This is a genomic window from Hominiventricola aquisgranensis (assembly GCF_040096225.1).
Lineage (GTDB): Bacteria > Bacillota > Clostridia > Lachnospirales > Lachnospiraceae > Hominiventricola > Hominiventricola aquisgranensis.
This window is the reverse complement of the sequence record NZ_JBBMFC010000001.1, coordinates 36369-62625: the sequence shown is the minus strand read 5'-3', so window position 1 is coordinate 62625 and position 26257 is coordinate 36369. Positions and strand designations below refer to the sequence as shown.

Below are 26257 nucleotides of genomic sequence, written 5' to 3'. Positions count from 1 at the left end.
TGTCTTATCGTCTATTTCCGTAAATATCTCAGACACTTACGGGAACAGCGGCGCCATCTGAAGACCTGTCTTCTCATCTAATCCAAATAACAGATTCATATTCTGTACTGCCTGTCCGGCTGCACCTTTTACCAGATTATCCATGGCACCCATCATAATGATCCGCTTTGTTCTCGGGTCGATCTTGAAGTTCACATCCACGAAGTTGCTTCCTTCTACCCAACGGGTCTGCGGGCATACATCTTTGTTAAGTACACGAACAAAATACTCTTTGTCATAATATTTATCATAAACTGCTTTTACTTCTTCATATGTCACATCTTTTTTGAGAGATGCATAAGCAGTTACCAGGATACCTCTCTGCATAGGCACCAGATGCGGGGTGAAATTGATCAGTACCGGCTCTCCTGCCGCATAACTTAACTGCTCTTCGATCTCTGGTGTATGTCTGTGTCCGGCCACACCGTAGGCTTTGATATTTTCATTGACCTCACAGAACAGATTATCAACCTTGGCTCCTCTTCCTGCTCCGGAAGTACCGGATTTGGCATCAATGATGATGGTGTTTGGATCGATCAGTCCTTCCTTCACGCAAGGATAGATAGAGAGGAAGCTGCAGGTCGGATAGCAGCCTGGATTAGCAATAATCCTTGCCTGTTTGATCTTCTCTCTGTTGACTTCACAAAGTCCATACACTGCTTCTTCAATATACTGGGGTGCTTTATGCTCAATGCCATACCATTTCTCATAGACATTGACATCTTTAATACGGAAATCCGCACTCAGGTCGATGATCTTTACCTTATTTAATATATTCTCATTGACCAGGGATGCACACAGTCCCTGAGGAGTTGCAGTAAAGATCACATCCACCTGATCTGCCATAGCTTCCATATTGTCATCCAGACATTTTTCATCTACCAGTTGGAACATATTCTGATAGACGGATGCATACGCCTGATCCACATAGCTTCTGGATCCATACCATTTGATCTCTACCTCTTTATGTCCGAGAAGAAGTCTGACCAGCTCTGCTCCTGCGTAACCGGTTGCTCCGATAATACCTGCTTTTATCATACTCTCTACCTCACAAATTTCACTATTTTTCTGTCGAATGGAAATATTGTAAACCTCTTTGGTTGAGTTTGCAAGTACCTTTCTATATTTTTCTGCATCTTTATACATATAAAATTCATTTATTTTCTATATTTATGCATTATATTCAATTTTAATGTATATTTTGTTGTTATCATGTATATTTTTTCGCTTGCAGTTTCCTGCCGGATGTTGTATATTTATTTTCAGTGAAACCACGTTACATTAGGAGGATTTTTAATATGAAAGAAAAAGTAGTTCTTGCCTATTCAGGTGGACTGGATACCACTGCTATTATTCCATGGCTCAAAGAGCATTTCGGTTATGACGTTATCTGCTGCTGCGTAGACTGCGGACAGGGTAACGAGCTGGACGGTCTGGAAGAGCGTGCAAAAGCTTCCGGCGCAGCAAAATTATATATTGAAGATATTGTTGATGAATTTGCAGAAGATTACATCATGCCGTGTGTACAGGCTGGTGCTGTATATGAGAACAAATACCTTCTGGGAACTTCCATGGCTCGTCCGGTTATTGCTAAGAAGCTGGTTGAGATTGCAAGAAAAGAAGGTGCTTCCGCTATCTGTCACGGTGCTACCGGTAAAGGTAATGACCAGATCCGTTTTGAGCTGGCGATCAAAGCTCTGGCTCCTGACCTGAAGATCATCGCTCCGTGGAGAATGACTGATGTATGGACCATGCAGTCCCGTGATGACGAGATTGAGTACTGCAAGAAACATGGCATCGACCTTCCGTTTGACCACAGCCACAGCTACAGCCGTGACCGCAACTTGTGGCACATCAGCCATGAAGGCCTGGAGCTTGAGGATCCGGCAAATGAGCCGAACTACGATCATATGCTGGTTCTTGGCGTTACTCCGGAAAAAGCACCGGATCAGGCTGAGTACGTGACTATGACCTTTGAAAAAGGAGTTCCGACTTCTGTAAATGGCAAAAAGATGAAAGTTGCTGATGTGATCAGAGAGCTGAACAAGCTTGGCGGAAAACATGGTATCGGTATTGTAGATATCGTCGAAAACCGTGTAGTTGGTATGAAATCCCGTGGAGTATATGAGACTCCTGGCGGAACCATCCTGATGGAAGCTCACAAACAGCTGGAAGAGCTGGTTCTTGACCGCGCTACCATGGAAGCCAAGAAAGACATGGGCAACAAAATGTCCCAGGTTGTATACGAAGGAAAATGGTTCACTCCGCTGTGTGACGCTATCCGCGCATTCGTAGCAAGCACTCAGGAATATGTGACCGGTGAAGTAAAATTCAAGCTTTACAAAGGAAATATCATCAAAGCCGGAACCACTTCTCCATATAGCCTCTACAACGAATCCCTGGCTTCCTTCACAACTGGTGATATGTATGATCATCACGATGCAAGTGGATTCATCACACTGTTCGGACTGCCGCTGAAGGTTCGTGCAATGAAGCTGATGGAAGCTAAGAAAAATGAGAATGAGAAATAAATAGTCTTGTGATAAAGAGCTGTCTATGGAATATTTCCACAGGCAGCTCTTTTTTTATTCTTCTACTGTTACTTTCCGGTAAAGATTCTTGCGATTGGTGAATCTGCTGGAAGGATCAGTGTCTTATCTTTGCTGTTTTTCAGACTTTCTTTGGCAGCATCCAGGCTGCGCACAAAAGAATAGAATTCACTTCTGCTGTCATCCGCATAGGCATCAGACAAAATTTTCATATATTCTGCCTCGCCTTCTGCGATGGTCTGTTCTGCTTGTGCATTCGCCTCCGACAGCATGATCGACACTTCTTTGTCAGTTGTATTCTGTATAATCTGAGCCTGAGACGCTCCTTCTGCTGTATACTGGGCTGCTATATTTTCACGTTCCGAGATCATTCGTGTATAAACAGCCTGTTTATTGTCATCCGGCAGATCCAGTTTTTTCACTTCCACAGCCAGAATATCAATTCCATACTGTTCATAATCTCCCAGCTGCTCCATTATTTCTTCTGTGAGAGATTTTATGGCCACTTCTTCTATTTTTTCCTCCAGCACCAGATCATTGGATTCCACATCAGATTCTGTTCCTGCGGTGGTGACTGTCATTTTTCCATCTCTGCTCTTGATCACTTCGTCCTGAGTCATGCTGGATACTGTATTCTTAGTCGCATTGTATACCAGTGCATTGATCCTGTTCTCAGCATTATAGATAGAATTGGCCAGTGTCTGTGTGAATTTCAGCGGATCCGTCACTTTCCAGAGTACATAGCTGTCCACGATCATCGATTTTTTATCGGATGAAATAACATCTGATGCCGGCAGATCATAAAGCAGTAATTCCTTCGGTACCGTGTCTGTCGACTGAATCAATGGAATTTTAAAAGATAATCCCGATGTACTGATCACACGCTGCACTTTTCCAAACTGCCGAACCAGCTTATACTCATCTTCTCTGCAAATTACCAGACTATTGCTAAGGATGACCAGAACCGCCAGAACCAAAATATATTTAAAAATACCAAACTTTTTCTTTTCTTTATCCATCTGATCATTCCTCCGTAGCTTCTGCTGTATTAAAAGAATCCAGCGGAAGAAGCTGCTGAATCTGGCTTCCATTTGCTCCTTCAATGATAACCTTCATATCAGGCAGAATATCTTCCATGGTTTCATAAAACATTCTTTGTTTTGTGATTGATGGATATTTGATATATTCCTCATACATGGAATTAAATCTGGATGCCTGTCCCTCTGCCTCGTTAATACGACTCTCTTTCTGTGCCTCTGCATCCTGCAGAATCTTGTCAGCCTCTGCCTTTGCCTGAGGGATCTGCTCATTCCGGTACTTATTTGCATTATTCAAAGCCGTTTCTTTTCCCTGCTTGGCTGTTTCAACTGCTTTGAATGCTGTCATAACCTCTGTTGTAGGGGGCTGTGCATCTTGTATGGATATGCTGACCAGTTGGATACCAATGTCATATTTTTCCAGTTTATCCATGATCATCTGCTTAATATTTGCCTGAATCTCATTCTTTCCAGTTGTCAATACTGCATCTACATTATACGAACCAATCGTAGTACGGATACAGTTCTGAGCAATATTGTCCAGAACATCAACCGGATCTTCCGATGCATATAACGCTTTCACCGGATCTGAAATCCTATATTCTGCATAAAAATCTACCTGAATAAAATTATAGTCTGAAGTGATCATCATCGCCTCATCTGTATATTCCTCGTCCGAATCATATCCGACAGCGATTCCCTGAATTGTAGTATTTACCTTTGTCACTGTCTGGATCAGGGGAATCTTAAAATGAAGTCCCGGATCTGTCACTGCCTTCGGTGTTCCAAATGTGCAGACGACCGCCTGTTCTTCCTCCTTAATCGTAAACCAGCAGGAATTCGCAAGCAACAACACCAGAACAATTCCTAGCACGACTAGTCCTGCCTTTTTAGTCTTCTGAAACCGATGTTTTCTCTCCGGCTTCGGCTTCCGTCCACTCATCCCTTGTTCTTCCGGATTCACTTCCCTGTAATTTTTCCCAAAATGTAAATTAATCATCGCCTTCTCCATTGTATAAAAGCATAAGCTCTTTAATTTCTCAATAAAGACCTCACACCTTAGGTTTGATTATTTAGTTACTAATCAGTCCTGAAGACTCTCACGTACCCGTTTCAGGTCACGTTCAAGTTTTTTCTTTAACTTATCATATTCTTTGTTTTCAAGCAGCTCAAGTTCATTTTCAATCCGTATCTCTTCTTTTCTCAGATCATCCTTAAACTGAATATCTGTCGGCATATTGTACTCTTCACCTCTCATATATTTCACCGCCCTTTCAGGCAATATTATACCATAGCGTAAAGCCTTTATTCAATTATCAAAGTCCGTTCTCTCATGATATTTTCGCGGAAAATCGCTTAGAAATTCGATACAAGAGATTGTTGTATTTATCTTAGCAGATACTTCTATAAAATACAAGGTACATATGACATAAAATGTGATCAAAGGATCTGTGTATGAAACAAAAGCTCTCATAACCTGCAGCAGCCCCGGGCGATAGAATAAACTATCACGAACTACAACAGCCCGTGAGGTCAGCAATAAACTGCGCTGTATGACTTGGAGCGGACTGGAATGTGGTGGCGTATTGACTGACACGAACACAGTATGTGTACGTGTTCAGGCAGTACGTCAGTGCATTTCTGTCCGATACACGTCATACGAGCTTTTATGCTGACCTCACGGGCTGTTGCATATACAGGCTTTTATTTCATTCCCAGATATGCTTTCAGCTGCTCCATCTGGTCTTTGGCATCTTTATAGCCTCTGGCATAGAGATGCCCCAGCTTTTCCATATCTTTTTCCAGACGGCTGATCCTCATAGGTACAGACGGGCTGACAAGATAGATCCGTCCTTCTTTTGCCAGCTGTTCCAGTTCATCACACTGGTGATTGTAGGCCGCATCACTCTGCTCCAGCACGTGGGCAAACTCGGGATGAGTGTGATAGATCCGATGTGCCAGAGAGGTCTCTGAGGCTTTCTTCAGATTTTTTCTATAATCTGCATGACGAGTCTTGATCACCACGATTTTCTCAAACCCCTGGTCGATTGCCCACTGATAAGGAATCTTACAGCTGCATCCACCATCCAGATAAGGCTTGCCATCGATGTCCACCATCTTGGAAATATATGGCATGGATGCCGATGCACGGATTGCGTGAAAGATATTGGTGCAATGACCTTTTTCAAAATATTCAGTCTCTCCGGTCAGGCAGTTCGTTGCCACTGCCACAAACCTCCGTTCCGGCTCAAAGAACCGTTTTCCATCAAATGGATCGGATTCTTTAAGACCATCGAACACAAAATCAAATCCGATCAGTCCTTTGTTGTGGCGAACCGCCTGGATTCCCACATAACGGCTGTCATGGCGATATCTCAGGTTCACTCTGGCAGACCGGCCAATCTGACCAGCCACATAATTCATCCCGGCCATAGCTCCTGCTGATACGCCAATGGTACACTGCATATTGATGCCTGCTTTCATCATGGCATCCATGAACCCCTGACTGTACAGACCGCGAAATGCGCCGCCTTCCAGTACCAGGCATCCTTCTGTCACCTTCCTGGACGCACTGCCCGAAGGAATCTTATCAATATGTGAATAAATTTTTCCACTCATTCTGTCACCACCTCCCAGGTCATGTCTATTCACAGATTTCATCTACCATCTATTTTCTTCATGCCAGACGGCGACAATCTCCTGATAGATCTCCTGATAAGACTTTCCGCTTGCCCGACATAACTGTACAACGCTTTCATATTCTGGATAACAGCGCTGTATTGACTTTACACCATCTCTGCCAGGCACCTGACATAATTTTACTTTTGCCTCTCCCTCAGAAATCTGCACAGTGTCAAAAGTTCTCTTTAACACGCTTCTCTCCACGCGGTTTTTACGAATACCAATGGTGGTCGTCTCCTCAAAAATAATCTGCTCCAGCTTCGGAATGCTCTCCTCTGTGCAGATTACATTAAGCTGCCATGCCGGACGATTTTTCTTCATATATACTGCACTGTAATGTACATCTCTGGCTCCGGCTTCCATCAGCCGTTCCATTACATAACCCAGATTTTCTCCGGTACAGTCATCTATATTGCTCTCCAGCTTCCAGATCTTCTCCTGCTCCTTCTCCTCTTCACAAATCAGAATCGCCCGCAGGATTCCTGGTCGTTTATATTCCCGCTTTCCTCCGCCAAGACCAATCTTTTCCATCACAAAGCTCTCCGGCAGCTTATCAGATGTCCGGACAGCTGCCACGATCGCTGCCCCGGTTGGTGTTACATACTCTCCATTCTCGCCGGTCAGTGCCAGACGGATTCCGTGAGCAGCCACAATATTGGATACCGCCGGTACCGGTACCGGAAGGATGCCATGCTGACAATGAATGGTTCCACCGCCTTCATACAGTACTGGAACGATCACGTTATCAATATTCAGATTATCAAGGCAGACTGCTACGGATACGATATCCACGATAGAATCCACAGCTCCCACCTCATGAAAGTGCACCTGCTCCAGCGTGGTTCCATGAGCCTTCGCCTCCGCTTCTCCAAGCACTGTGAAAATGCGAAGGGCCGTCTCATAAGCCCGCGGTGTCAGGTCTGCCTGTGTCAGGATCTCACGGATCTCTTTCATACCACGATGAATGTGCGGATGCATATGTTCTCCACCACCATGCGTGTGTGTATGCACATGTTCCATATGATCATCTCCATGCAGATATGCCATATCATGGTCATGATTCTCATGCTCTTCATCCAGCAACACATCAAAATCGCACACATCCAGCCCAGATTTTTTCACCCGGCTGATCTTAATGTCAAAGCCCTTCACCGGCAGGCTTGCAAGAGCATGTCGTAATACCTGCTCATCTGCCCCCAGATCCAACAGAGCCGCCACTGTCATATCTCCGCTGATACCGGAGTAACATTCCAGATATAATGTTTTCATTATCTCTCCTCCTGCTGTCCATCCACGCGCTTTGCATGGGTAGTGTCAAAACATAGCTCACAGCGCTCCCGTACCTGCATCTTTGAAAAATAATTCTCTTCCATAGGAATCCATTTTGTCCGAAAGGTCTCCGCACAGGTCATTTTTCCCAGCCGATTCTGAATCCGGTACATCTGTTCTTTCGGATCAACAGTCAGAAACACATGAAGATCATAGTAGTCATATAACTCTGGATGACAAGAATAAGACCCTTCCACAATATTGATCTTCCTTGCTTCCACCTCCACCGGCTGATCCAGTTCCCATTTCCGACAGTTAAATGGTCGATACGTAAATTTCGTTCCTTTATGAAGAGGCAGCAGTACTTCTTCCAGGAACCGTTCCCAATCTACATTTCCTCCAGGTTCTTCCCGCCGCTTAGGCGTCCGCTGTTCCGGCCGCAGATAAAAATCATCCATATGCAGCAGATTACCATGCATTTTCTGCTGAAGATATGCTCCCAATGTGGATTTTCCAGAGCCACAGCGCCCATCAATGGCAATCAGCAGATGATCTTTTTTCGCCTCTAATTTACCTGTCTCTGTTATAATCGCCGCCGCGATCTCCTTCATACGTTTCTCTGCCTCCTATACGTTCTGACGCACATGCTCATTCTTCTTAAAGGGAACAATCTTCGCTTTGTTCAAAGCTACCATGATCATCGGGATCAGGATCAGCTGCAGCACAATACCCGGAATGGCATTGATCAGCGCGCCTGCCATAAACAGTTCCCATGAAAATGCGATACCACTCACGCCAAGAAGTACCACACGTACTGCTCCCCAGACCAGTCTTCCGGCGATCATTGCCACAATAAGACAACGGTACAGGGATTTGATACATTGCCAACGGGAATGACTGTACAGATATCCGATCACCAATCCATACGTTGCCATCTCAAATGCCATGCCGATTCCATTAGGAAAAAGTGCCGGCATTCCAAAGAGCATACCACGTACCAGTGGAAGGAAGAAACCTGCTGCCAGGCCATACTGCCAGCCAACGATCAATCCGCACAGCAGGACCGGGATATGCATCGGAAGAAGCATCTGTCCAATCAACGGAATCTGCCCGATAAAAAACGGAAGAATTATACCAATGGCAAAAAACATTGCCGCCAATGTCAGTTTTTTCGTTCCAGTCTGTATCATATCTCTATCCTCTCTTTGCTGTTTCTTTATTATATCGTTAAACCCTGCTTCAGGGTCAAGACTGAATTTGACACAAAAAGGCTGCTTTCCTTTTTTCAGGAAAACAGCCCCTTATTCCTACGATCTACTCTGATGCTAATGCGCTGGTATACTCATCCAGTGCTGTCACATCTGCATATACAGTCTCGCTGTTTGCCTTGGCATAATAGGAATCCACTGCTGAATATCCAAGCCATGCTGCCAGCAATACAACGACCAGGCCGCAGCCACATTTTGTAAGAAATACATTTCTTTTTTTCTTTGCTAAAATAGCCTTGCGATTCTTTTTCTGCTCTTTATAACGATCTACTTTTTCCTGACTCATGAAACGTTCTCCTTGCTGTTTCTCGCGCTGCACCTCACAACGCTTAATAGAATAAGTATATCACATTTTTCCTAAACCGCAATAATAATTCCGCCCTGTGCCGCATAAAGTGTGCTGACTCCGGAACTCTCCAGCACAATAATATCTTTTACTTTTACAAGCTTCATTAATTCCTGTTTCACATATTCCGCACGTTCCGGATTATTGCAGTGAACCAGTCCCAGCACCTTCTCTTCCGGATGCTCCAGCTCTGCTGTTATTGTCTCTGCCATCAGACGGAGTGCTTTCTGCATGCCTCTTGCCTGACCGAGCTGAATGATCACACCCTGATCAGTAGCTCCCATAACCGGCTTAATATTCAATGCAGTAGCCACCAGTGCTTTCACTGCGCTGAGACGTCCGTTCTTTCTTAAGTTATCCAGGCTCTCCAGCACAAAATACGTATGCATATGAAGGATGAAGTCATCCACCTTCTCAATAATTGCTTCAAAATCAAGACCCGCCTCTTCGTACTCAGCGATCTTCTTTGCAATCAGCGTCTCTCCCACAGATGCCGAGCAGGAATTAAATACATGCACTTTTGCATCTGGATGATTCTCCAGAAAAAGGTTCATGCCAAGCACTGCACTGTTGTAAGAACCACTCAGTTCTGCGGACAGCGTGATCGCATAGAGATGCTCTGCCCCACAGTCAAATGCCGCTCTGTACACTTCCGGTGACGGACAGCTGGACTTCGGACAGTTTGGACTCTCCTTCATCTTCGCCAGAAAGTCAAGACGATCAAATGTCTCATCATCCACAAACTGTTCCCCATCTATAGAAAGATGCAATGCCGCATGTACAAAATGAGGATTCTTTTTCATATCCTCTGTAAATTCCCCACAACTGTCAACAACGATCCTGTAATTTATCATATGATCCGGTCCTTTCCTTTTCATCTCTTATCATTTATCTAAAAAGATTCAAAAACGTTCTTTCGTAGTTTTTAATACCAGATAATATTACCACAAGATTGTCACATATGCAACCGATTCTTACCATCAAATAGTCTGCAAACCATTTGCGTTAATCTGTTATATCTTCTATAATAGTCTTATTATCTAATGATGAGAGGATTTTTTCATGTTACTTCAGATATTGTTTTATACCCACCATCTCACCACCTTACTGTTCGGCGTCTTTTTGTCGGCATTTTTTTTAGGAGTGAATCGAAATTGGAAAAATATCGGAATCCTGCTGCTGTCGGCACTTGCTTCCGGACTTCTGTGTCTAATCAGCATTTTCTTGATCGGCACAGAATTTTCCGATGAAATCTATCCGTTTGTTGTACATCTGCCTTTGTTGTTGATCCTGGTATTTTACTACAAATTCCGCTGGCTTCAGTCACTGACTTCCATTCTGACGGCTTACCTTTGCTGTCAATACAGCAACTGGGCCGGAATCTTTGTACTCACTCTCACTCATGAGGAATGGTGCTATTACCTCTGCAGAATCCTGGTAACACTTATCGTATTTTTCCTGCTGTGCAGATATCTGTGTCCGACCACCGCCCTGCTCTTCGAGAAATCTGACCGGGAACTAATCATTATCTGCAGTATGCCTTTTGTCTATTACTTGTTTGATTATGCAACAACCAAATTTTCAACCCTGCTGTATTCCGGCAGCAAGGTCGTATCCGAATTCATGGGTTTCGCCCTTTGCCTGGCCTATCTTCTGTTTCTGCTCATTTATTTTCGAGAATATGAATTGAAGAGCCGGACTGAACAGTACAATGAACTGATCAACATGCAGCTTCGTTCGCTGCGTTCCGAGATTGAGCAGGCAAAAAAAAGTGAACACAATATGTCGATCCTGCGGCATGATATGCGGCACCATTTAATGATTTTACAGACCTATGTGCAGAACCAGGAGACTGACAAAGCTCTGGACTATATCCAGCAGATACACCAGACTTATGAAAATACCATCATCAGCACATTTTCACAAAATGAACTGCTCAATTCGATTCTGTCCATATACAGTTCCCGACTGCAGGAGCTTGGAATTGCATTTCATGCACAGGTCGCCGCACCCAAAGATCTTCCCTGTTCAGAGATGATCTTCTGTGCAATCCTGTCTAATATTCTGGAAAATGCCATGAATGCGGTAAAAGATCTCTCTCAGGAAAACAGACGCATTGAACTGCATATTTTTGAAAAAATGAATCATCTGATGCTGCTGGAAAAAAATCCGGCTCCTGTACCGCCTGTTTTTTCAGATGGGATTCCTGTCACCAGGAGGTCAGGGCACGGACTAGGTGTTAAAAGCATCATTTACTATGTAGAAAGTCAACAAGGACAATATCAGTTTTTCATGGAAGGCACTGATTTTGCTGTAAGGATCATTCTATAAACATTTCATTTTACAACGTATAGTAAGCGCGGATCATATCTGAAAGAGCCTGCTCGTCCCGTCTGCCCATCAGCTCCCGCGCAGAATGCATGGCAAGGATCGGAACCCCCACATCTACCGTCGGCACCGGCACCATACTGGAGGCAATAGAACCAAGGGTGCTTCCGCAGCTTCCGTCTGAGCGATTGAAAAACTTACTGTAAGGAATCTCTTCCTGTCTGCAGATCTGTTCGATCACTGCAATAGCCTGACTGTCCGTAGCATAAGACTGGCTGCTGGCTTCCTTGATACAGAATCCCCGGTTCAGAATGCTGTGGTTGGTAGGATCCATCTTCTCCCCATAATTAGGATGATATGCATGTCCCACATCCACTGACAGAAACATGCTGTCAGCCAGATAATGAAGGAATTGCAGACGCTCCTGTCCAAGACCGATGCTGATCTGCTCCAGTACCATGGATAAAAACATGGAGCCTGCCCCCTGCTTCGTACGGCTTCCCACTTCCTCATGATCAAAAAATGCCGCCACATTGATGCCGCCTTCCCGGCTTCCTTCCGTGATACCGGTGAGGATTGCCTGTACACCTGACAGATTATCGATCCGCGGCGCACTTAAAAATTCTTCATGAATCCCCACATATTCCGGCTGATCTGCATTATACAGTCCCATCTCATAATCCAGGATCTCTTCTGGCTGCACATGCAGCTCCTTCGCCAGTAATTCTCTGAAAAAATCTCTGGATACCACTTCTCCACCCATACCAGCCAAAGGAAGCATGTCTTTCTGACGATTCAGTTCCACTCCTTTATTCACATCTCGGTTCAGATGAATCGCCAGATTGGGAATGATAAATACCGGCCGCTTCAAATCTACCAGACGCATCTGCGGATGAAACACATCATCACTTTTCAGTGCCACCCGTCCGGCAGCAGACAACGGTCTGTCCAACCAGGTATTAAGAATCGCACCTCCATATACTTCCACATTCAGCTGCGCATAGGTCTCTCTTAAAATCTCCGCCTGCTGCTTCACCCTGAGCCCCGGAAAATCTGTATGCGCTGCCGCAATCCTGAATCCTTCCGCCTGCACCTGATCTCCAACCGTAAATGCAACAACAGCAGAACCATACTGCTCCACATAATATTTTCCGCCTGCTTCCAGCTGCCATGGCCGATTCATGACCAGTGGCTCAAAGCCCGCTGTCCGAAGCTCCTTTACAATTGCCGCTGCTGTGTGAAATGGAGAAGTTGCTGCCTTGATAAGCGTTGTTAACTTCTCTGTACTGTCTGTCTTTCTCATGTTAATGTGCCTCCAGTTCTTCGATGATGCAAATCTACTAATTGTTATCTTACCATAACTCAGATGGATTTCCAACGGAAAAACAGGAGACGCATCTGACCAGCCAGTCACTTTCTCGCGCGAAGCCTTCCTACTGGCGATTGGATAATTGGGAACTCTGACAGACAGTAATTGTCCGTTTTTCTCTTGATTTACTGGTTTTTGCAAGTTTGTTGGAGAATTCTGACGCTGTATTGAGGATAATTGTCCATTCCAGCTTCACAGATTGCTGTTTTGCACCTTCTTTGGATAATTCCTGCGTTCTTCAATCCCTTATTCTCCAATCAACTTTCCGCGAGAACATTTTCCGGCACTCATTGGACAATCACCGCGCATTCAGGGCAACTATTCTCCAAACGCGCCATGACCTAGACTTCATCTACAGAAGAATTGGCTAACTCAACTGTTTGGCACATGTGAATTGTCCAACAAGGAATATACACACATAAAATAACAGCGCCACAGATGTACCAGACAATCTGTAGCGCCACCATTTTCAAGTCTCTAATTTTTCTTCTTACTCTTCTGCACAAGCACAATGCCTGCACCTGCGAGAATCACTGCAATCACCAGCAGAACGATCCAGATCATGGTTCCTGAATTCTGACCAGAAGCAACCGCTGCGGCACCCGCCTGCTGTGCATCATCTGCGGCGTCCGAAGCATCCGTATCTGCAGCTTCCACATCCATGGGCTGTGCATTGATCACGACTACATAATCAGATGCATGACTGAAGGTCAGATCCACATTTCCATCAGTGCCGATTTCACCGGCACTGATGAATTCCAGTTCGCCGGAATCTTCATTGTAATAGAAGAGATTTGCGTAAAGTCCGGCATTCTTCTGATCCATGTTCACCGTCAGCACCGCCTGGAAACCGAACTCTCCGTCGTATGCCAGCGACAGATTCATGGAGTAACGCTCACCGGACACATTATTGATCACGTCCACCGGAATGCTCTGTCCGGCATCCGCTCCTGTGGTCACACCAAGGTCAATATCCCTCATCTGATCTGCGGTAATATCCATACCGTTAACCGTCCAGGTGATGCCATCGCCCATGTCGAAGACAACGTTAATGTCCTGTCCTTTGATGCTGTCAAAAATGTCGCCCGGCACGACAGTCGCATCATTCATATTGACAGTAACGGTTGCCGAACCATCTGTCTGATCCTGATTCTCCTGCATTGCATCCTTCCATGCATCCTGCAGTTCATTTTTAACCAGATCCCAGCCACTCTTGCCTGTATCGCCTGCTACATACGGTTCTTTTACGCCAGTCTCGTCTGCAGATTTCTGTGCTTCCGTCTTCGTGCCCGGAAGTTTCACTGTGGACGGATTGGTCTTCGGCGTCTCTGCCGGAGCCGCTGGCAAGGTCGGTGTGGTTGAAGCTGTGGTACCAGCACTGCTTTCTGAACTACCAGAACTGCTGTGGTGATGCTTCGAACCGGAACCGCCAGATCCAGTGCCCGTATGATTATTGCCACCCGGAAGCTTGGCAATGGTCTTCGTCTCCTTATAGCCACAAGCGGTACACTCATATTGCATGAGCCCCTCTTCCGTGGTCGTTGCTACTTTGATCACTTTCGTAGTCAATGAGGTATGGTTGGTCGGATCCTTCGGGATCGGATAACCGCTGCTCACGGTCTTTTTGCAGATCACACAAACTACATTTCCTGTTGTTCCTGTTGCAACACAGGTCGCCTCTCTCGCCCCTTCAATGGTTGTCTGGACATGATTGCAATTTGAACGGTATACCGTCAGGCTTACTTTTGTCAATTCATAATTTGCAGCATCTGCTCCCGTATATTCCGCATGTACATCTGCCCGAGACTCGTCCACCACAAGACCTTTCTCTTTATCTTCATCAGACCACTTCCAACCCTGTGGCAGCTCTACATTTCCAACCTTTTCGCAGGAATTCGGCGCATAAATAACACCATTTCCACCTACGGGATTCAGTGGCGGATATTGTGCCTGATTGACTGTTATTGTAGTCTTACCTGTCACTGTCTCATAAGAGGTCGTATCCCTCGGTGTGAAAATATACTCGAATTCCTTCCCATTGTCTCCCGTGTGTGTGAGCTGGCCGGAAGCTGACTTCCATGTAAAGGTTCCCGGTACGTTTGTAGTCGTTCCTGTCTCACCTGGCTCACCACCTTTTCCATCTCCACAGATGGCTTTTCCGCCGACTGGCTGCTGATTATACAGGCAATCACCATGGGTATAGGTTGCTGTTGGCTGTTCACTGATATAAGGAATTGCTTTTACCACCGTTACATTCACAAATGCGGTTACTTCGTTGTAATCAGTCGATTCTGGCTCAAAATAAATCTCTTGCGAACTGATTCCAACAGATAATTTCACTGTCTGATCCTTAAACTTCCATTCGCCGTTGATCTGTTTGCCATCAATGCCAGTTACAACACCCCGACTCTTCGCCGCAGCACCTAAAAGTTCCTTGTCATATGACAGATCCGGATGATAAATACACTCTCCCGGCACCGGAAGTTGTTCAATGGTCGGCGTTGCTTTATTTACCGTAACAGAAATGCTTCCTGCATAAGGTTCATAATTCTGTGCCACGGTACTGTCCGGTGTAAATACATATTCTGCTCGCTGCGCCCCTGCATTCAGTATCGCATCCGGCTCTTTCCACGCAATCGTTCCCGGCACTTCGACCGTCGATCCCGCTCTGTAAAATACAGTGTCTGTCAGATCCAGTTTTGATAAAGGCTCCCCATAATTCAGTGTACCAGCAACCTGTACTTCTGTTGCCGGTGAAACCGTGGTTTTTGCAATATTGACATTGACGGTTACGGAACCTTCCGCTCCTGTATAATTTGCCTTTATGTAGTCAGGCACGGAGATCTTGATTGTAGCACTTCCTGCACCTTTGACTGTCACCTTACCATCATCAGAAATGTGGAGAAGTTTCTCCTTAATCTCGCTGGAAGGAATCTCAACTCCATCGGCATCCTTCGCATCTTCTACGGTGTAGGTAAGTCTGTTCTCTCCAATTTTTCCTTCCACAGCCAGTGAGAATGGATCTGTTCCATAGGTAACATCCCATGTAGCCTGGTAGCCTTCAGCTTTTACAAATTCCCACGGTACATTTGCAATATGAAGGATACCACCACCTGTCTGTTCATTCGTCGTATCTGACAGGTCCTCATAATATTTCACAGTCACATCATAATTCGCACTATTCGATGAAACTGCAAATCCCCAATTGCCTGCAGACGGATATTGTTCCTGTCCCCAATTACCTGTAAGCTGCAATGTCTTCTGAATCGCCTCTTTCGTGTCGAGGTTTACCAGTGGTGTAGTATCATCAATTTTAAATGTAATCTCATTGATTCCCGGCAGCGGATTCCCATATGTGCTCTTCATGTTCTCGACTTGAATCGTAATCTTACGCTTTTGAAGCGTTGGAACTACGTTTACCTTGATACTTTCATATTGATCCTGAAGGCTTTCATCTGGTGTAAATGTCACTTCGACAGTCTCGGGTGTGCCCACCGGTAATACGGTATCCCTTGTATCGGTCAGTTGCCATGTGCCAGGAACAACTGTATCACCATACTTTGCAACACCAGGTGTCAACTCCAGATTCTTAATCGCATCTCCATATGTACCATTCAGTTCCGGTGCCTTCTCTACCTTTGGCATGGCTTTGGTGGTGGTGTATTCAAGGGGCTGCACCGGTGCTGTTATATTGCCCGCCTTATCAATGGCTGCGATCCAGACTGCAACTTTTTTATTTGGATAGGGCGTAAAATAATAATCTGTCTTTCCAAAATCGCTTATTTTAACAGTATTTTCACCTTTTTTGCCTTCTATTTTAAAGATAACAGGTCTGTAGCTGGCAATAAATTTTTTATTTGAAGAGCTATTATCAGGTCCCTTTTCACGAATATTCCACACACCATAAGAAAATCCATTGTCGTTATCCGTGTATCCAGTAACTCGCGGCATCCATTTTCCATCTTCCTGAGTTGCAAACTGTGGATACTTCGAATCACTATTCATATAGTCTTCGATATCTTGTTTGCATTCCTCATAAGTGTAGTTATCACCCTCCTGAAACACACCTTCAGATACGAAGAACCACATGAGTGTCGCGTCCTCATCCAAAGTAACCTTCAGAGTCACCTCTATATCCTTCAAGGTTCCGTCCGCTTTCGAAGGTTTCTTTACATTCACAACCGGCGCATCTTTATCAAAAATCACGCCATCACTACTGATGTAATTACTCTGATTTCCCGCCTTGTCTACTGCATATGCATACACTACAAAGTTGGCACTGTCACTCACAGTGAAAGATACAATCCCGTCACCCTTAGCTTCCGCTTCGGTAAATTTTCCACCATTACGCAGTGCATCCAGTTCTTCAACTGTTTTCGCATTGATCTCGCCTGACGGATCCGTGATTTTGTCAATATAGTAGTAATACTTATCCACACCACTGGTCTCGATACCTGCTTTGGCATCGTTGGCACGTATCTTCACTTCCAGATTCGTGTCATTATAGAAATATCCGAAGCTGATCTTATTAAGGAGTGTCCGAAACCAGTTCGTCTTGATCTGGATACCATAATCTCCGGCATTGCCATCTGTATCCGTCCAGTAAGGTGCGGTCCGGTCTACATGTAAGGTAAGATGTACGGGTGCTCCGATATAGCCGGTAGACAAGTTTCTGATATAAATGACTCTGTTGGAAACACCTTCTTCCAGATCCGAATAATAGTTTGGACTTCCATTCTCATTATTCACAGCGTCTTGTAAATTTTCATAAATCCAATAATTATTTTCACTCAGCCCGGCTCCTGCTTCTGCTGATGCAGTATATATCTTAGAATCACTATTCTCATCATTTGACGCGGAATAGTTAAAAATAATATACCTATTATTATACCAATGGTCTGCTGATGCCGTGGTCTGCTTCGGTACAAACGCATATTTGATTTCAAAATTCTCAGTTCTGGTTCCTGTGTAATTGCCTTTTCCGGTATAGGTTACTGTAGCTGTTCCAGGATCCGTATTGTTCTCATAAGACACTGTATAATCAGTATCATTCACAAGATCCACAGACTTCTTTCCGTTATTATACTGAAAAGTCCAACTCGGAGTTACCGCATTTCCCGTATAATAAGCTGCATAATTTTCATCTTTTCCATTTACTGTAACGCTGGCATCTGACAGATCCGCAGGCTGTACCACTGCCGTGTATTCGTGAATAAAATCTTCGCAGTTGTCACTGTTTACCATTTTCAGATAAAATGGATAATTGCCGGCATCTTTTACGAAATAGCCATTTCTTGCTACATTAACCAAATCCTGCACTGTGACATCTGTCCAGCTTTTCTGTTCATCTAAGCTGTAGTATAATGTATACTTGAATACATTTCCGTCTATGGCTCCATAATTATTTATATACCGGCTTTTCCATTGTTCAATACTTGTCCCATCAAATATAGACGCTGGTATCTGTTCTTTATCTACCGCATCAGGCACAAACCGAACAGGAAAACTATCAAACGAAACCGTCCACGCCATGTGTGAGCTGCCATCATAATATTTCGGAGTTGTTCCTTCCTCTCCATAAATAATACGTGGTCTGATCTCCGCAATTCTTCCTTTGCCAATGGTATAGTAGATCTCCACCGTACCAAAACAATCCTTCAATCCGGTGATGGTTGCTTTTGGTGCCTTGTCAGCTTCAAACTCCTTATCTTCCGGTCCATAGGTATAGGCATTTGTATAATTATTGTAATCTACATAATATTGTGCCTGACCTCCATTCTGCAAACCTTTACTGCCATACTCATAAGAAGTTTTGTATGTCGGCTTGACCAGTTCCTGTTCCTTTCCACCTTCGGACAGTACTACTCTGGTCAGCATCTGTGGCCAGGTATCAAAGGTACGTTCTTCCAATCCTTCCACTCTGAGACCGCCATTGGCATACGCCTGTGCCAGATCTGTTTTCCCACAGTTTTTACATTTCCATGAATCATTTGTCTGATGTCCCTGAAGAGTCACTACTGTGGAAGGCATGGTAAATGTGTTATTTTTCAAAGTAATCGCTTTATGATCTGCAGTCTGATAGCCTGTACAGATCTCATTTCCCACAGTGATCTTTGCTCCAGTCAGACCATACCAATTGTCATCATTTTCCTTAACACAATTCGCATTCACTCCACCCTCTTCTGTGCCGGGCAGCGTAACGTTCTCCGGTAGAGTCAGTGAGTACCAGTGGTTCAGTGTTCCGTATGAACCTTTTGCTAACGCAAAACTCGTTGTTTCTGCTCCATAATAGATATTTACCGTTGAATGTGCAAATACCTCTGCAGGACTTACCGTTGCTCCTTTTTCCAGATAAACATTGTATGTGCCTCCTGAAGACGCATTTAGGTTAATCATATAGCGACCTGTATTCTCAAGCATTGCATCTCTGAGAATCAAATCACTGCTGGCAAGCATATAGAACACGCCATTTTTCAGATTGATATTCTCTATGATCAATCTGCTGTGGCTATTCACCATCAGGATTTTTTTATCTTCAGAAGGTCCCGCTAATGTATAGTGCTGACCATCATCGGATTTCAAGACCACTTCTTCCGGTAATGTTACCGGCTGATCATTTGCAATGGCTTCCGTAAGCGTTATATCTTTCAGTAAGATAATTTCCAGCTTTTTGCTGTTCTGCACATTCGCTTTATCATTGATCAGATAGTTGATTGCATTTCCCCAGCTATCGTAATAACTGGTCTTTTCATCCAGCACAAGTTTCACAACCGCCTGAGACAGATCTTCCTCTGTATCCGCCGAAAGAACACGGACACTGCTCAATTCCGTCTGTGTTCTTGGCACAGTCACTTTCCTGCCTGATGCAAAATATGCCTGATCCGCTGCCAGCATATCCATAATGGCATAACCGGCTGTCTGATTATTCAGATCATTTACCTCAGGCTTTGTCGCAATTGAAATGTTTCCATAAGTTCCACCGGACAATTCTATCTTTGCCCGATTTGCCTGTGTAGATTCATTATTTTCACTGTAATGTATTGCATATAACTTTGTTACCTGCGTGTCTGCACCGGTAATCTTTAACCGAGAACCACCATAAGCATTAAGCGCAGCATAAAAACCTGCCTTAATCTCACAATCAGACCCTATATTGATTTGCTCATATTTTCCGCTTTCTACATTCAGTTTTGCATTATTGCTTACTTGAACAATACCAAACAAATTGCCATTGTCAGATGTTCCATTTACCCCTGCCACAGAGTCCTTCAACATACAACTGACATTCGTACCAGAAAATGTTAACTTCAGATCCCTCAAATAGGATTTCCCATTCTGCGCGGTACTTGTCCTTTTCCCGTTCAGATCCAATGTAACATTGATCTGTTCTGCATTTCCACTGCTTAATGTCCAGTCGATGGAAGCTCCATTGTTGTCATGGATATTGATGTCTTTCTGCAGTGTCAGCGTAATATCCAACGTTTTCTCATTCGCATCTTTTACTGCTGTGTCTATGGCTGCCAATGCTTCCTGCATGGACAGATATTCCGCTGTCATTCCATCGATCGTTGTCTGCACATATCCGGCAGTAACCGTGAACATAACATGATTGGAGGTTGCTGTATCATTCCCTTTGGATGCAACACAATAATACTCATAGGTTCCGACTGTAAGTCCTGAAGGAATCTGGTAAGTCCGGGAATTTACATCAGAAATGGCCTCATCTGTTGCTTCTGCTTCTTCCAATGTCTTTTTCACACGCCATTCATAGGTAATCCCATCCGTGTACTCTCCATCTGTGGCCTGGACTGTCAGTTTTGGTGCGTTTTTATATCCGACCAATGCCTGTGCATTTGTCGTGTCAATTACAGGCTGTTCTATGAAATACAGCGGATATTTCACAACCTTTACATCTTCTGTAATTGTGTCCTCGCTGTCCAGATTCACATAACTGCCATCTGATAATTTTATACCGTAGCCTGTTTTTATGATTCCACTGAGTTTTCCATCACCTTTTCGATTGCAGATGGCTCCAAAATTTGTATTGGAATTATATCTGAAAGTTCCACCGCCGATCTCAACATTCCCGGCATTGGATTTAACAACGATTCCTCCCTTAAAATCACCACCTGTGATTTTTGCAGTACCGTCATCGCTAATCTCTATGGAAGGATTTCCAGTGTATGCGGAAGTTGCTGCACCTGCTTCAATTGCAAGTTTTCCGCCGGTATTGTAGATGGCTCTGCTATTAGTATTCCTGCTATTGTTCACTGATACATCATTCTTTATGGTACAACTTCCACCGCGCTCTATTTTAACTGTACCATAAGGGTTCCATGTTCCAGCCCTTCCGGTAAGTGTTCCTTTACTGTCAGTCGATGTAATCGTCACATTACTACCCGATGTAATTTTCACATTAACAGTATCTCCATCACCTGTACTCAGGGTCTTTCCATTCAGATCCAGAGTGATCGTTCCATTTACAAAGGTAAGCGTCTGAGTAAGGGTAATATCAGACAACAATTTAATTATGTAGTCCCCGCTGATCGTGCCATTGCTTGCCCATGCATCAAAGCTTGCATACTCCCTGGCTTTCTCCCCATCTTTTGTCACTTCAAGTGCTGCTTCGCCCGCCTGTGCTGCTACTTCGTAAGAGTCTGTCATTTCATACATCACCAGCGCAGAATCTGCTCCTGTCTGTTCGCTATCCAGAACTGCTTCATCTGTGATTTCTTCTTCATTATCTGCATCTTCTTCGGAAATTTGCTCAGAATTTGTATTTTCAGATACTTCGCCTGTTTCTTCGCCGTTGCCATCTACATTGGAAGTTTCCTCCTTCTGAGGTTCAGATTCATTTGCGAATTCTTCCGTTGAACCACCTTCCATCGAGGTATCTTCTGTTTCCTGTGCCAGAACCGGCAGCACTGACAAATCCACTGTATTTCCTATCATCACCGCAGCGATCCCCAGCGCCAACAGTCGTTTCCTCAGTTCTTTCCACCCAGTCTTTTTCATATGCATGTCTCCCTTTCCATGTTCTGTATCTATGTCTGATTCTTTTTCTTTTCGTATGAGACTGCACGTCTCACCAGTATTTTATAAAAAATGAGACTGGGTGTCAATCTATTCGCGTTTATACTTTATATTTTTGCGGAATCTATGCAAAGAAGCTGCCGCAATACATCTTTCGTATTACGGCAGCTTCGTACTTTTTATTGAATATCCACTTGTTTTTTGCTATACTATTTGCATAATTGAACAGAAAGCAGGATGTGATTTTCCGATGTCAGATGCCCTCTAGTACCAAAGGAGGGTGATGCCCTATGAACACAATGGAAGTTTTAACTTTATTGCTAGTAGTTTTTGCGGCTCTATCGTACATAGATAATCATTTTGACATAAAGAAATAGCATCCCGTACCCTCGCAAAAGTCAGGATGCTATCTCTTTATTAGTTTTCTAACTGAGGGCAAATCGGACTCACATCCGATTCACTTTCTAAGTAGATTATAACTAAAGGCATTTGAGAAATCAAGTGCCTTTTTATACCTTTACATAATTCAATATCATTTCTTTGATCCGCAGCAGTTCTGGCGTATAATCTCTGTCTTTCTGAGATCCCCAGATAAAACCACCCGCATAGTAAGCACAGGCTGTCATCATGGAATGCACGGTCACCCGCATAAATTCTTCTTCTGGAATATCAGTCCGGAAGGTCTTGTCTTCTTTCGCTTTCGCATACATCATATGAAGGCGGGTATCCACAGAATACAATGCTGCATGGAATTCCTCCAGCTGCTCTTCTTCGCATCCTTCATGGCTTACATAATGGTTAAAATTATCATTAAAGCAAAGCAATGCCTTATGGGACTGGTACATTTCAATATAACTGTCCAGTGTAAAAATCAATCTTCCGATTGCCGGAATCTCTCCCACAGAACTGATCGGACGCACCTGATCCAGCGCATCCAGATATGCTTTCCATTCTCTGGTACAGACCGCAATCACCAGCTCCAGTTTGCTGGAATAATACCGGAACAGAGTCGCTCTTCCGATACCTGCCGCCTCTGCAATCTCTCCCATGCTCACCGGCTCGATCTTCTTCTCCACAAAGATCCGATAGGCTTCCGTTAATATTTTCTCTCTCCGTTCGTCCTTCTTGGTCTGCATAATCCCCTTTGTCCTCATAATCCCTTCTTTTTACACTCTTCTGATTTTTTGCATAATTCTTTTTTGATTATAGCATACTCTTTATTCTGGCACAAGATTTGGACAATTCAAGCGCGGCGAGCGGCGAAGTAACTGGCCCGCCAAATACATCCTCGCGTGAAGTTTTTCGCACCGATATTGGAGAATTTGCAACCTGATTTCATGGCAATTATCCAATGAATAACAGAAAAGCCCCATATATGAAAATAAATGGATAATCAGTGTCTGGCAAGTGCAGTAATTATCCAACGTGCATGAAAATCCCCTTCTTTTGACAAGATTTTGGAGCATTCACATTGTTAACAACTGAAAATTGTCCAATCGCAGGCACAACACAGAATAGAACCACATGCCTTCAAGCACAACACCACTCAAAAAAACCGGCGATCCATACGGATCGCCGGGCTTTTATATTCTTCAGAATTACTTTATTTTGCTTTCTGAGCCAGTGCTGCCTGTGCTGCTGCCAGTCTTGCGATCGGCACGCGGAACGGTGAGCAGGATACATAATCCAGACCGATCTCATTACAGAACTCTACGGAAGACGGATCTCCACCGTGCTCTCCACAGATACCGCAGTGCAGGGTCGGACGGACTTTCTTACCTTTCTCAATTGCCATCTTCATCAGCTGACCTACACCACTCTGATCCAGTCTTGCGAACGGATCGTTCTCGATGATCTTTGCATCAAAGTATGCATCCATGAACTTACTGGAGTCATCACGGGAGAATCCATAAGTCATCTGAGTCAGGTCGTTGGTACCGAAGCAGAAGAACTCAGCCTCTTCAGCAATCTTGTCTGCAGTCAGAGCAGCTCTCGGAACCTCGATCATGGTACCTACTTCATATTCCATCTCAACGCCTGCAGCCTTGATCTCTGCATCAGCAGTCTCAACAACAATATTTTTCACATATTTCAGCTCTTTGATATCGCCTACCAGCGGGATCATGATCTCCGGAACGATCTTCCAATCCGGATGCTTCTTGCTTACGTTAATTGCTGCGCGGATTACTGCTGCAGTCTGCATCTTGGCGATCTCCGGATAGGTAACTGCCAGACGGCATCCTCTGTGTCCCAGCATCGGGTTAAACTCATGCAGAGAATCAATGATTGCTTTGATATCTGCAACCGTCTTGCCCTTTGCTTCAGCCAGTTTCTTAATGTCCTCTTCCTCAGTCGGAACGAACTCATGCAGAGGCGGATCCAGGAAGCGAATGGTAACCGGTTCTCCCTCCATAGCCTCGTACAGCTGTTCAAAGTCTCCCTGCTGCAGCGGAAGGATCTTGGACAGTGCTTCTTCTCTCTCTTCTACAGTGTCAGAACAGATCATCTCGCGGAATGCGTCAATTCTGTCTCCCTCAAAGAACATATGCTCAGTACGGCAAAGACCAATACCCTCAGCTCCCAGCTCGCGTGCTTTCTTTGCATCTGTTGGAGTATCTGCATTGGTTCTTACTTTCATGGTTCTGTACTCATCAGCCCATCCCATGATACGATCGAAATCACCTGCGATCTTAGCATCAACAGTCGGGATCGCACCATCATAGATGCATCCGGTGGAACCGTCAAAGGAGATCACATCTCCCTCATGATATTCTTTTCCAGCCAGAGTGAATCTCTTATTTGCTTCATCCATGATGATATCACCACATCCAGATACACAACATGCGCCCATACCACGTGCAACAACTGCTGCATGGCTGGTCATGCCGCCACGGACGGTCAGGATACCTTGAGATACTTTCATACCAGTGATATCCTCCGGAGAGGTCTCCAGACGAACCAGAACAACTTTCTCGCCTCTTGCTGCCCAGCTCTCTGCATCTTCTGCTGTAAATACAATCTTACCACAAGCTGCTCCAGGAGCTGCTCCCAGTGCTTTTGCGATTGGAGTTGCTGCCTTCAGTGCTGCTGCATCAAAGGTCGGATGAAGAAGTGCATCCAGGTTACGCGGCTCGATCATAGCCACTGCCTCTTCCGGTGTTCTCATACCTTCATCTACCAGATCGCAGGCAATCTTCAGGGCTGCTTTTGCAGTTCTCTTACCATTACGGGTCTGCAGCATGAACAGTTTTCCGTGCTCAACAGTAAACTCCATATCCTGCATATCTCTGTAATGTTTCTCCAGAGTCTCACAAACCTCTTTGAACTGTTTGAATGCCTCCGGGAACTTCTCTTCCATCTCACTAATGTGCATCGGCGTACGAACACCAGCAACTACGTCCTCGCCCTGTGCATTAGTCAGGAACTCACCGAACAGACCTTTTGCTCCGGTAGCCGGGTCACGGGTAAATGCAACGCCAGTACCGCAATCATCTCCCATGTTTCCGAATGCCATAGACTGTACATTAACTGCAGTACCCCAGGAATACGGAATATCATTGTCACGACGATATACATTTGCTCGAGGGTTGTCCCAGGAACGGAAGACTGCTTTGATTGCCCCCATCAGCTGCTCCTTCGGATCATCCGGGAAGTCAGCACCAATCTTCTCTTTATATTCAGCTTTAAACTGATTAGCCAGTTCTTTCAGATCGTCAGCATCAAGCTCAACATCAAGCTTCACACCTTTTTTCTCTTTCATCTCATCAATGAGCTTTTCAAAATACTTTTTGCCCACTTCCATAACCACATCAGAATACATCTGGATAAATCTACGATAGCAGTCCCATGCCCAACGAGCATTACCGGATTTCTGCGCCAGAACATCTACAACAGTCTCATTAAGACCAAGATTTAAGATAGTGTCCATCATACCCGGCATGGATGCTCTCGCACCAGAACGTACAGACACCAGAAGAGGATTTTCGGTATCCCCGAATTTCTTGCCGGTAATCTCCTCCATTTTTACAATATATTCATTAATCTGTCCCTGGATCTCTTCGTTGATCTCACGACCATCCTCATAATACTGTGTACACGCCTCTGTTGTGATCGTGAATCCTTGCGGAACCGGAAGTCCGATATTCGTCATCTCTGCCAGATTGGCACCTTTGCCTCCCAGCAGATTACGCATACCAGCGTCTCCCTCTGTGAAAAGATAAACCCACTTTGCCATTACATGCCCTCCTAATAATATAAAAAATATAAATCAAAAATGCGCATCGTGTAGCTGCCAGGCCTACTATGCGCACATATTTATTGTAACACATATAAATGTT

Annotated in this window: 16 protein-coding genes; 2 read left to right on the top strand and 14 right to left on the bottom strand. The window is 44.5% G+C overall.

Annotated elements, in window-relative coordinates:
* Positions 1-36: 36 nt before the first annotated feature.
* Positions 37-1077 carry an N-acetyl-gamma-glutamyl-phosphate reductase gene (gene argC, locus WMO62_RS00240; RefSeq protein ID WP_118510242.1) on the bottom strand — a complete coding sequence of 347 codons (1041 nt, stop codon included), beginning with the start codon at positions 1075-1077 and terminating at the stop codon, positions 37-39.
* Positions 1078-1337: 260 nt separating this feature from the next.
* Here argC and WMO62_RS00235 point away from each other — a divergent pair, with 260 nt between their 5' ends.
* Positions 1338-2570: an argininosuccinate synthase gene (locus WMO62_RS00235; protein ID WP_117496595.1), complete on the top strand. Its 1233-nt coding sequence runs from the start codon at positions 1338-1340 to the stop codon at positions 2568-2570.
* Between the two features lie 68 nt (positions 2571-2638).
* Here WMO62_RS00235 and hflC read toward each other — a convergent pair whose 3' ends face one another.
* The 9 genes from hflC to WMO62_RS00190 all read right to left on the bottom strand — a co-directional run bounded on the left by hflC (position 2639) and on the right by WMO62_RS00190 (position 10041).
* Positions 2639-3607: a protease modulator HflC gene (gene hflC, locus WMO62_RS00230; protein WP_349143401.1), complete on the bottom strand. Its 969-nt coding sequence runs from the start codon at positions 3605-3607 to the stop codon at positions 2639-2641.
* A 4-nt stretch (positions 3608-3611) separates the two neighbouring features.
* Complete coding sequence (gene hflK, locus WMO62_RS00225) at positions 3612-4625, bottom strand: FtsH protease activity modulator HflK (RefSeq protein ID WP_349143400.1); 1014 nt, start codon at positions 4623-4625, stop codon at positions 3612-3614.
* A gap of 84 nt (positions 4626-4709) precedes the next feature.
* On the bottom strand, positions 4710-4883 hold the full coding sequence (locus WMO62_RS00220) for a hypothetical protein (RefSeq protein WP_349143399.1): 174 nt from the start codon (positions 4881-4883) through the stop codon (positions 4710-4712).
* A gap of 446 nt (positions 4884-5329) precedes the next feature.
* Positions 5330-6244, bottom strand: a complete 915-nt coding sequence (locus WMO62_RS00215) for a DUF6363 domain-containing protein (protein ID WP_147601900.1) — start codon at positions 6242-6244, stop codon at positions 5330-5332.
* Positions 6245-6286: 42 nt separating this feature from the next.
* Positions 6287-7579, bottom strand: coding sequence for a nickel pincer cofactor biosynthesis protein LarC (larC, locus tag WMO62_RS00210; protein WP_349143511.1), 1293 nt, complete (start codon positions 7577-7579; stop codon positions 6287-6289).
* Positions 7576-8187 (bottom strand): uridine kinase family protein, encoded by a 612-nt coding sequence (locus WMO62_RS00205; protein WP_349143398.1) that lies wholly within the window; start codon positions 8185-8187, stop codon positions 7576-7578. The genes larC and WMO62_RS00205 overlap by 4 nt, the downstream gene beginning before the upstream one ends.
* A 15-nt stretch (positions 8188-8202) precedes the next feature.
* Positions 8203-8766: an ECF transporter S component gene (locus WMO62_RS00200; protein ID WP_349143397.1), complete on the bottom strand. Its 564-nt coding sequence runs from the start codon at positions 8764-8766 to the stop codon at positions 8203-8205.
* 124 nt (positions 8767-8890) lie between these two features.
* A complete protein-coding gene (locus tag WMO62_RS00195) occupies positions 8891-9130 on the bottom strand; it encodes a hypothetical protein (RefSeq protein WP_349143396.1) in 240 nt (79 codons plus the stop codon).
* 71 nt (positions 9131-9201) lie between these two features.
* Positions 9202-10041 (bottom strand): DegV family protein, encoded by an 840-nt coding sequence (locus WMO62_RS00190; RefSeq protein ID WP_349143510.1) that lies wholly within the window; start codon positions 10039-10041, stop codon positions 9202-9204.
* 211 nt (positions 10042-10252) lie between these two features.
* On the opposite strand from WMO62_RS00190, the gene WMO62_RS00185 reads away from it, so the two are divergent.
* Positions 10253-11521 carry a sensor histidine kinase gene (locus WMO62_RS00185; protein WP_349143395.1) on the top strand — a complete coding sequence of 423 codons (1269 nt, stop codon included), beginning with the start codon at positions 10253-10255 and terminating at the stop codon, positions 11519-11521.
* Positions 11522-11531: 10 nt separating this feature from the next.
* Here the strand turns inward: WMO62_RS00185 and WMO62_RS00180 are convergent, their stop codons facing one another.
* The 4 genes from WMO62_RS00180 to ppdK form a co-directional block, all read right to left on the bottom strand.
* Entirely contained in the window at positions 11532-12821 is a 1290-nt protein-coding gene (locus WMO62_RS00180) for a M18 family aminopeptidase (protein ID WP_349143394.1), read from the bottom strand.
* A 543-nt stretch (positions 12822-13364) separates the two neighbouring features.
* Complete coding sequence (locus tag WMO62_RS00175) at positions 13365-21902, bottom strand: hypothetical protein (protein WP_349143393.1); 8538 nt, start codon at positions 21900-21902, stop codon at positions 13365-13367.
* A 527-nt stretch (positions 21903-22429) separates the two neighbouring features.
* Positions 22430-23056, bottom strand: a complete 627-nt coding sequence (locus WMO62_RS00170; protein ID WP_349143392.1) for a TetR/AcrR family transcriptional regulator — start codon at positions 23054-23056, stop codon at positions 22430-22432.
* Positions 23057-23523: 467 nt separating this feature from the next.
* Complete coding sequence (ppdK, locus tag WMO62_RS00165) at positions 23524-26154, bottom strand: pyruvate, phosphate dikinase (RefSeq protein ID WP_349143391.1); 2631 nt, start codon at positions 26152-26154, stop codon at positions 23524-23526.
* Positions 26155-26257: the final 103 nt, after the last annotated feature.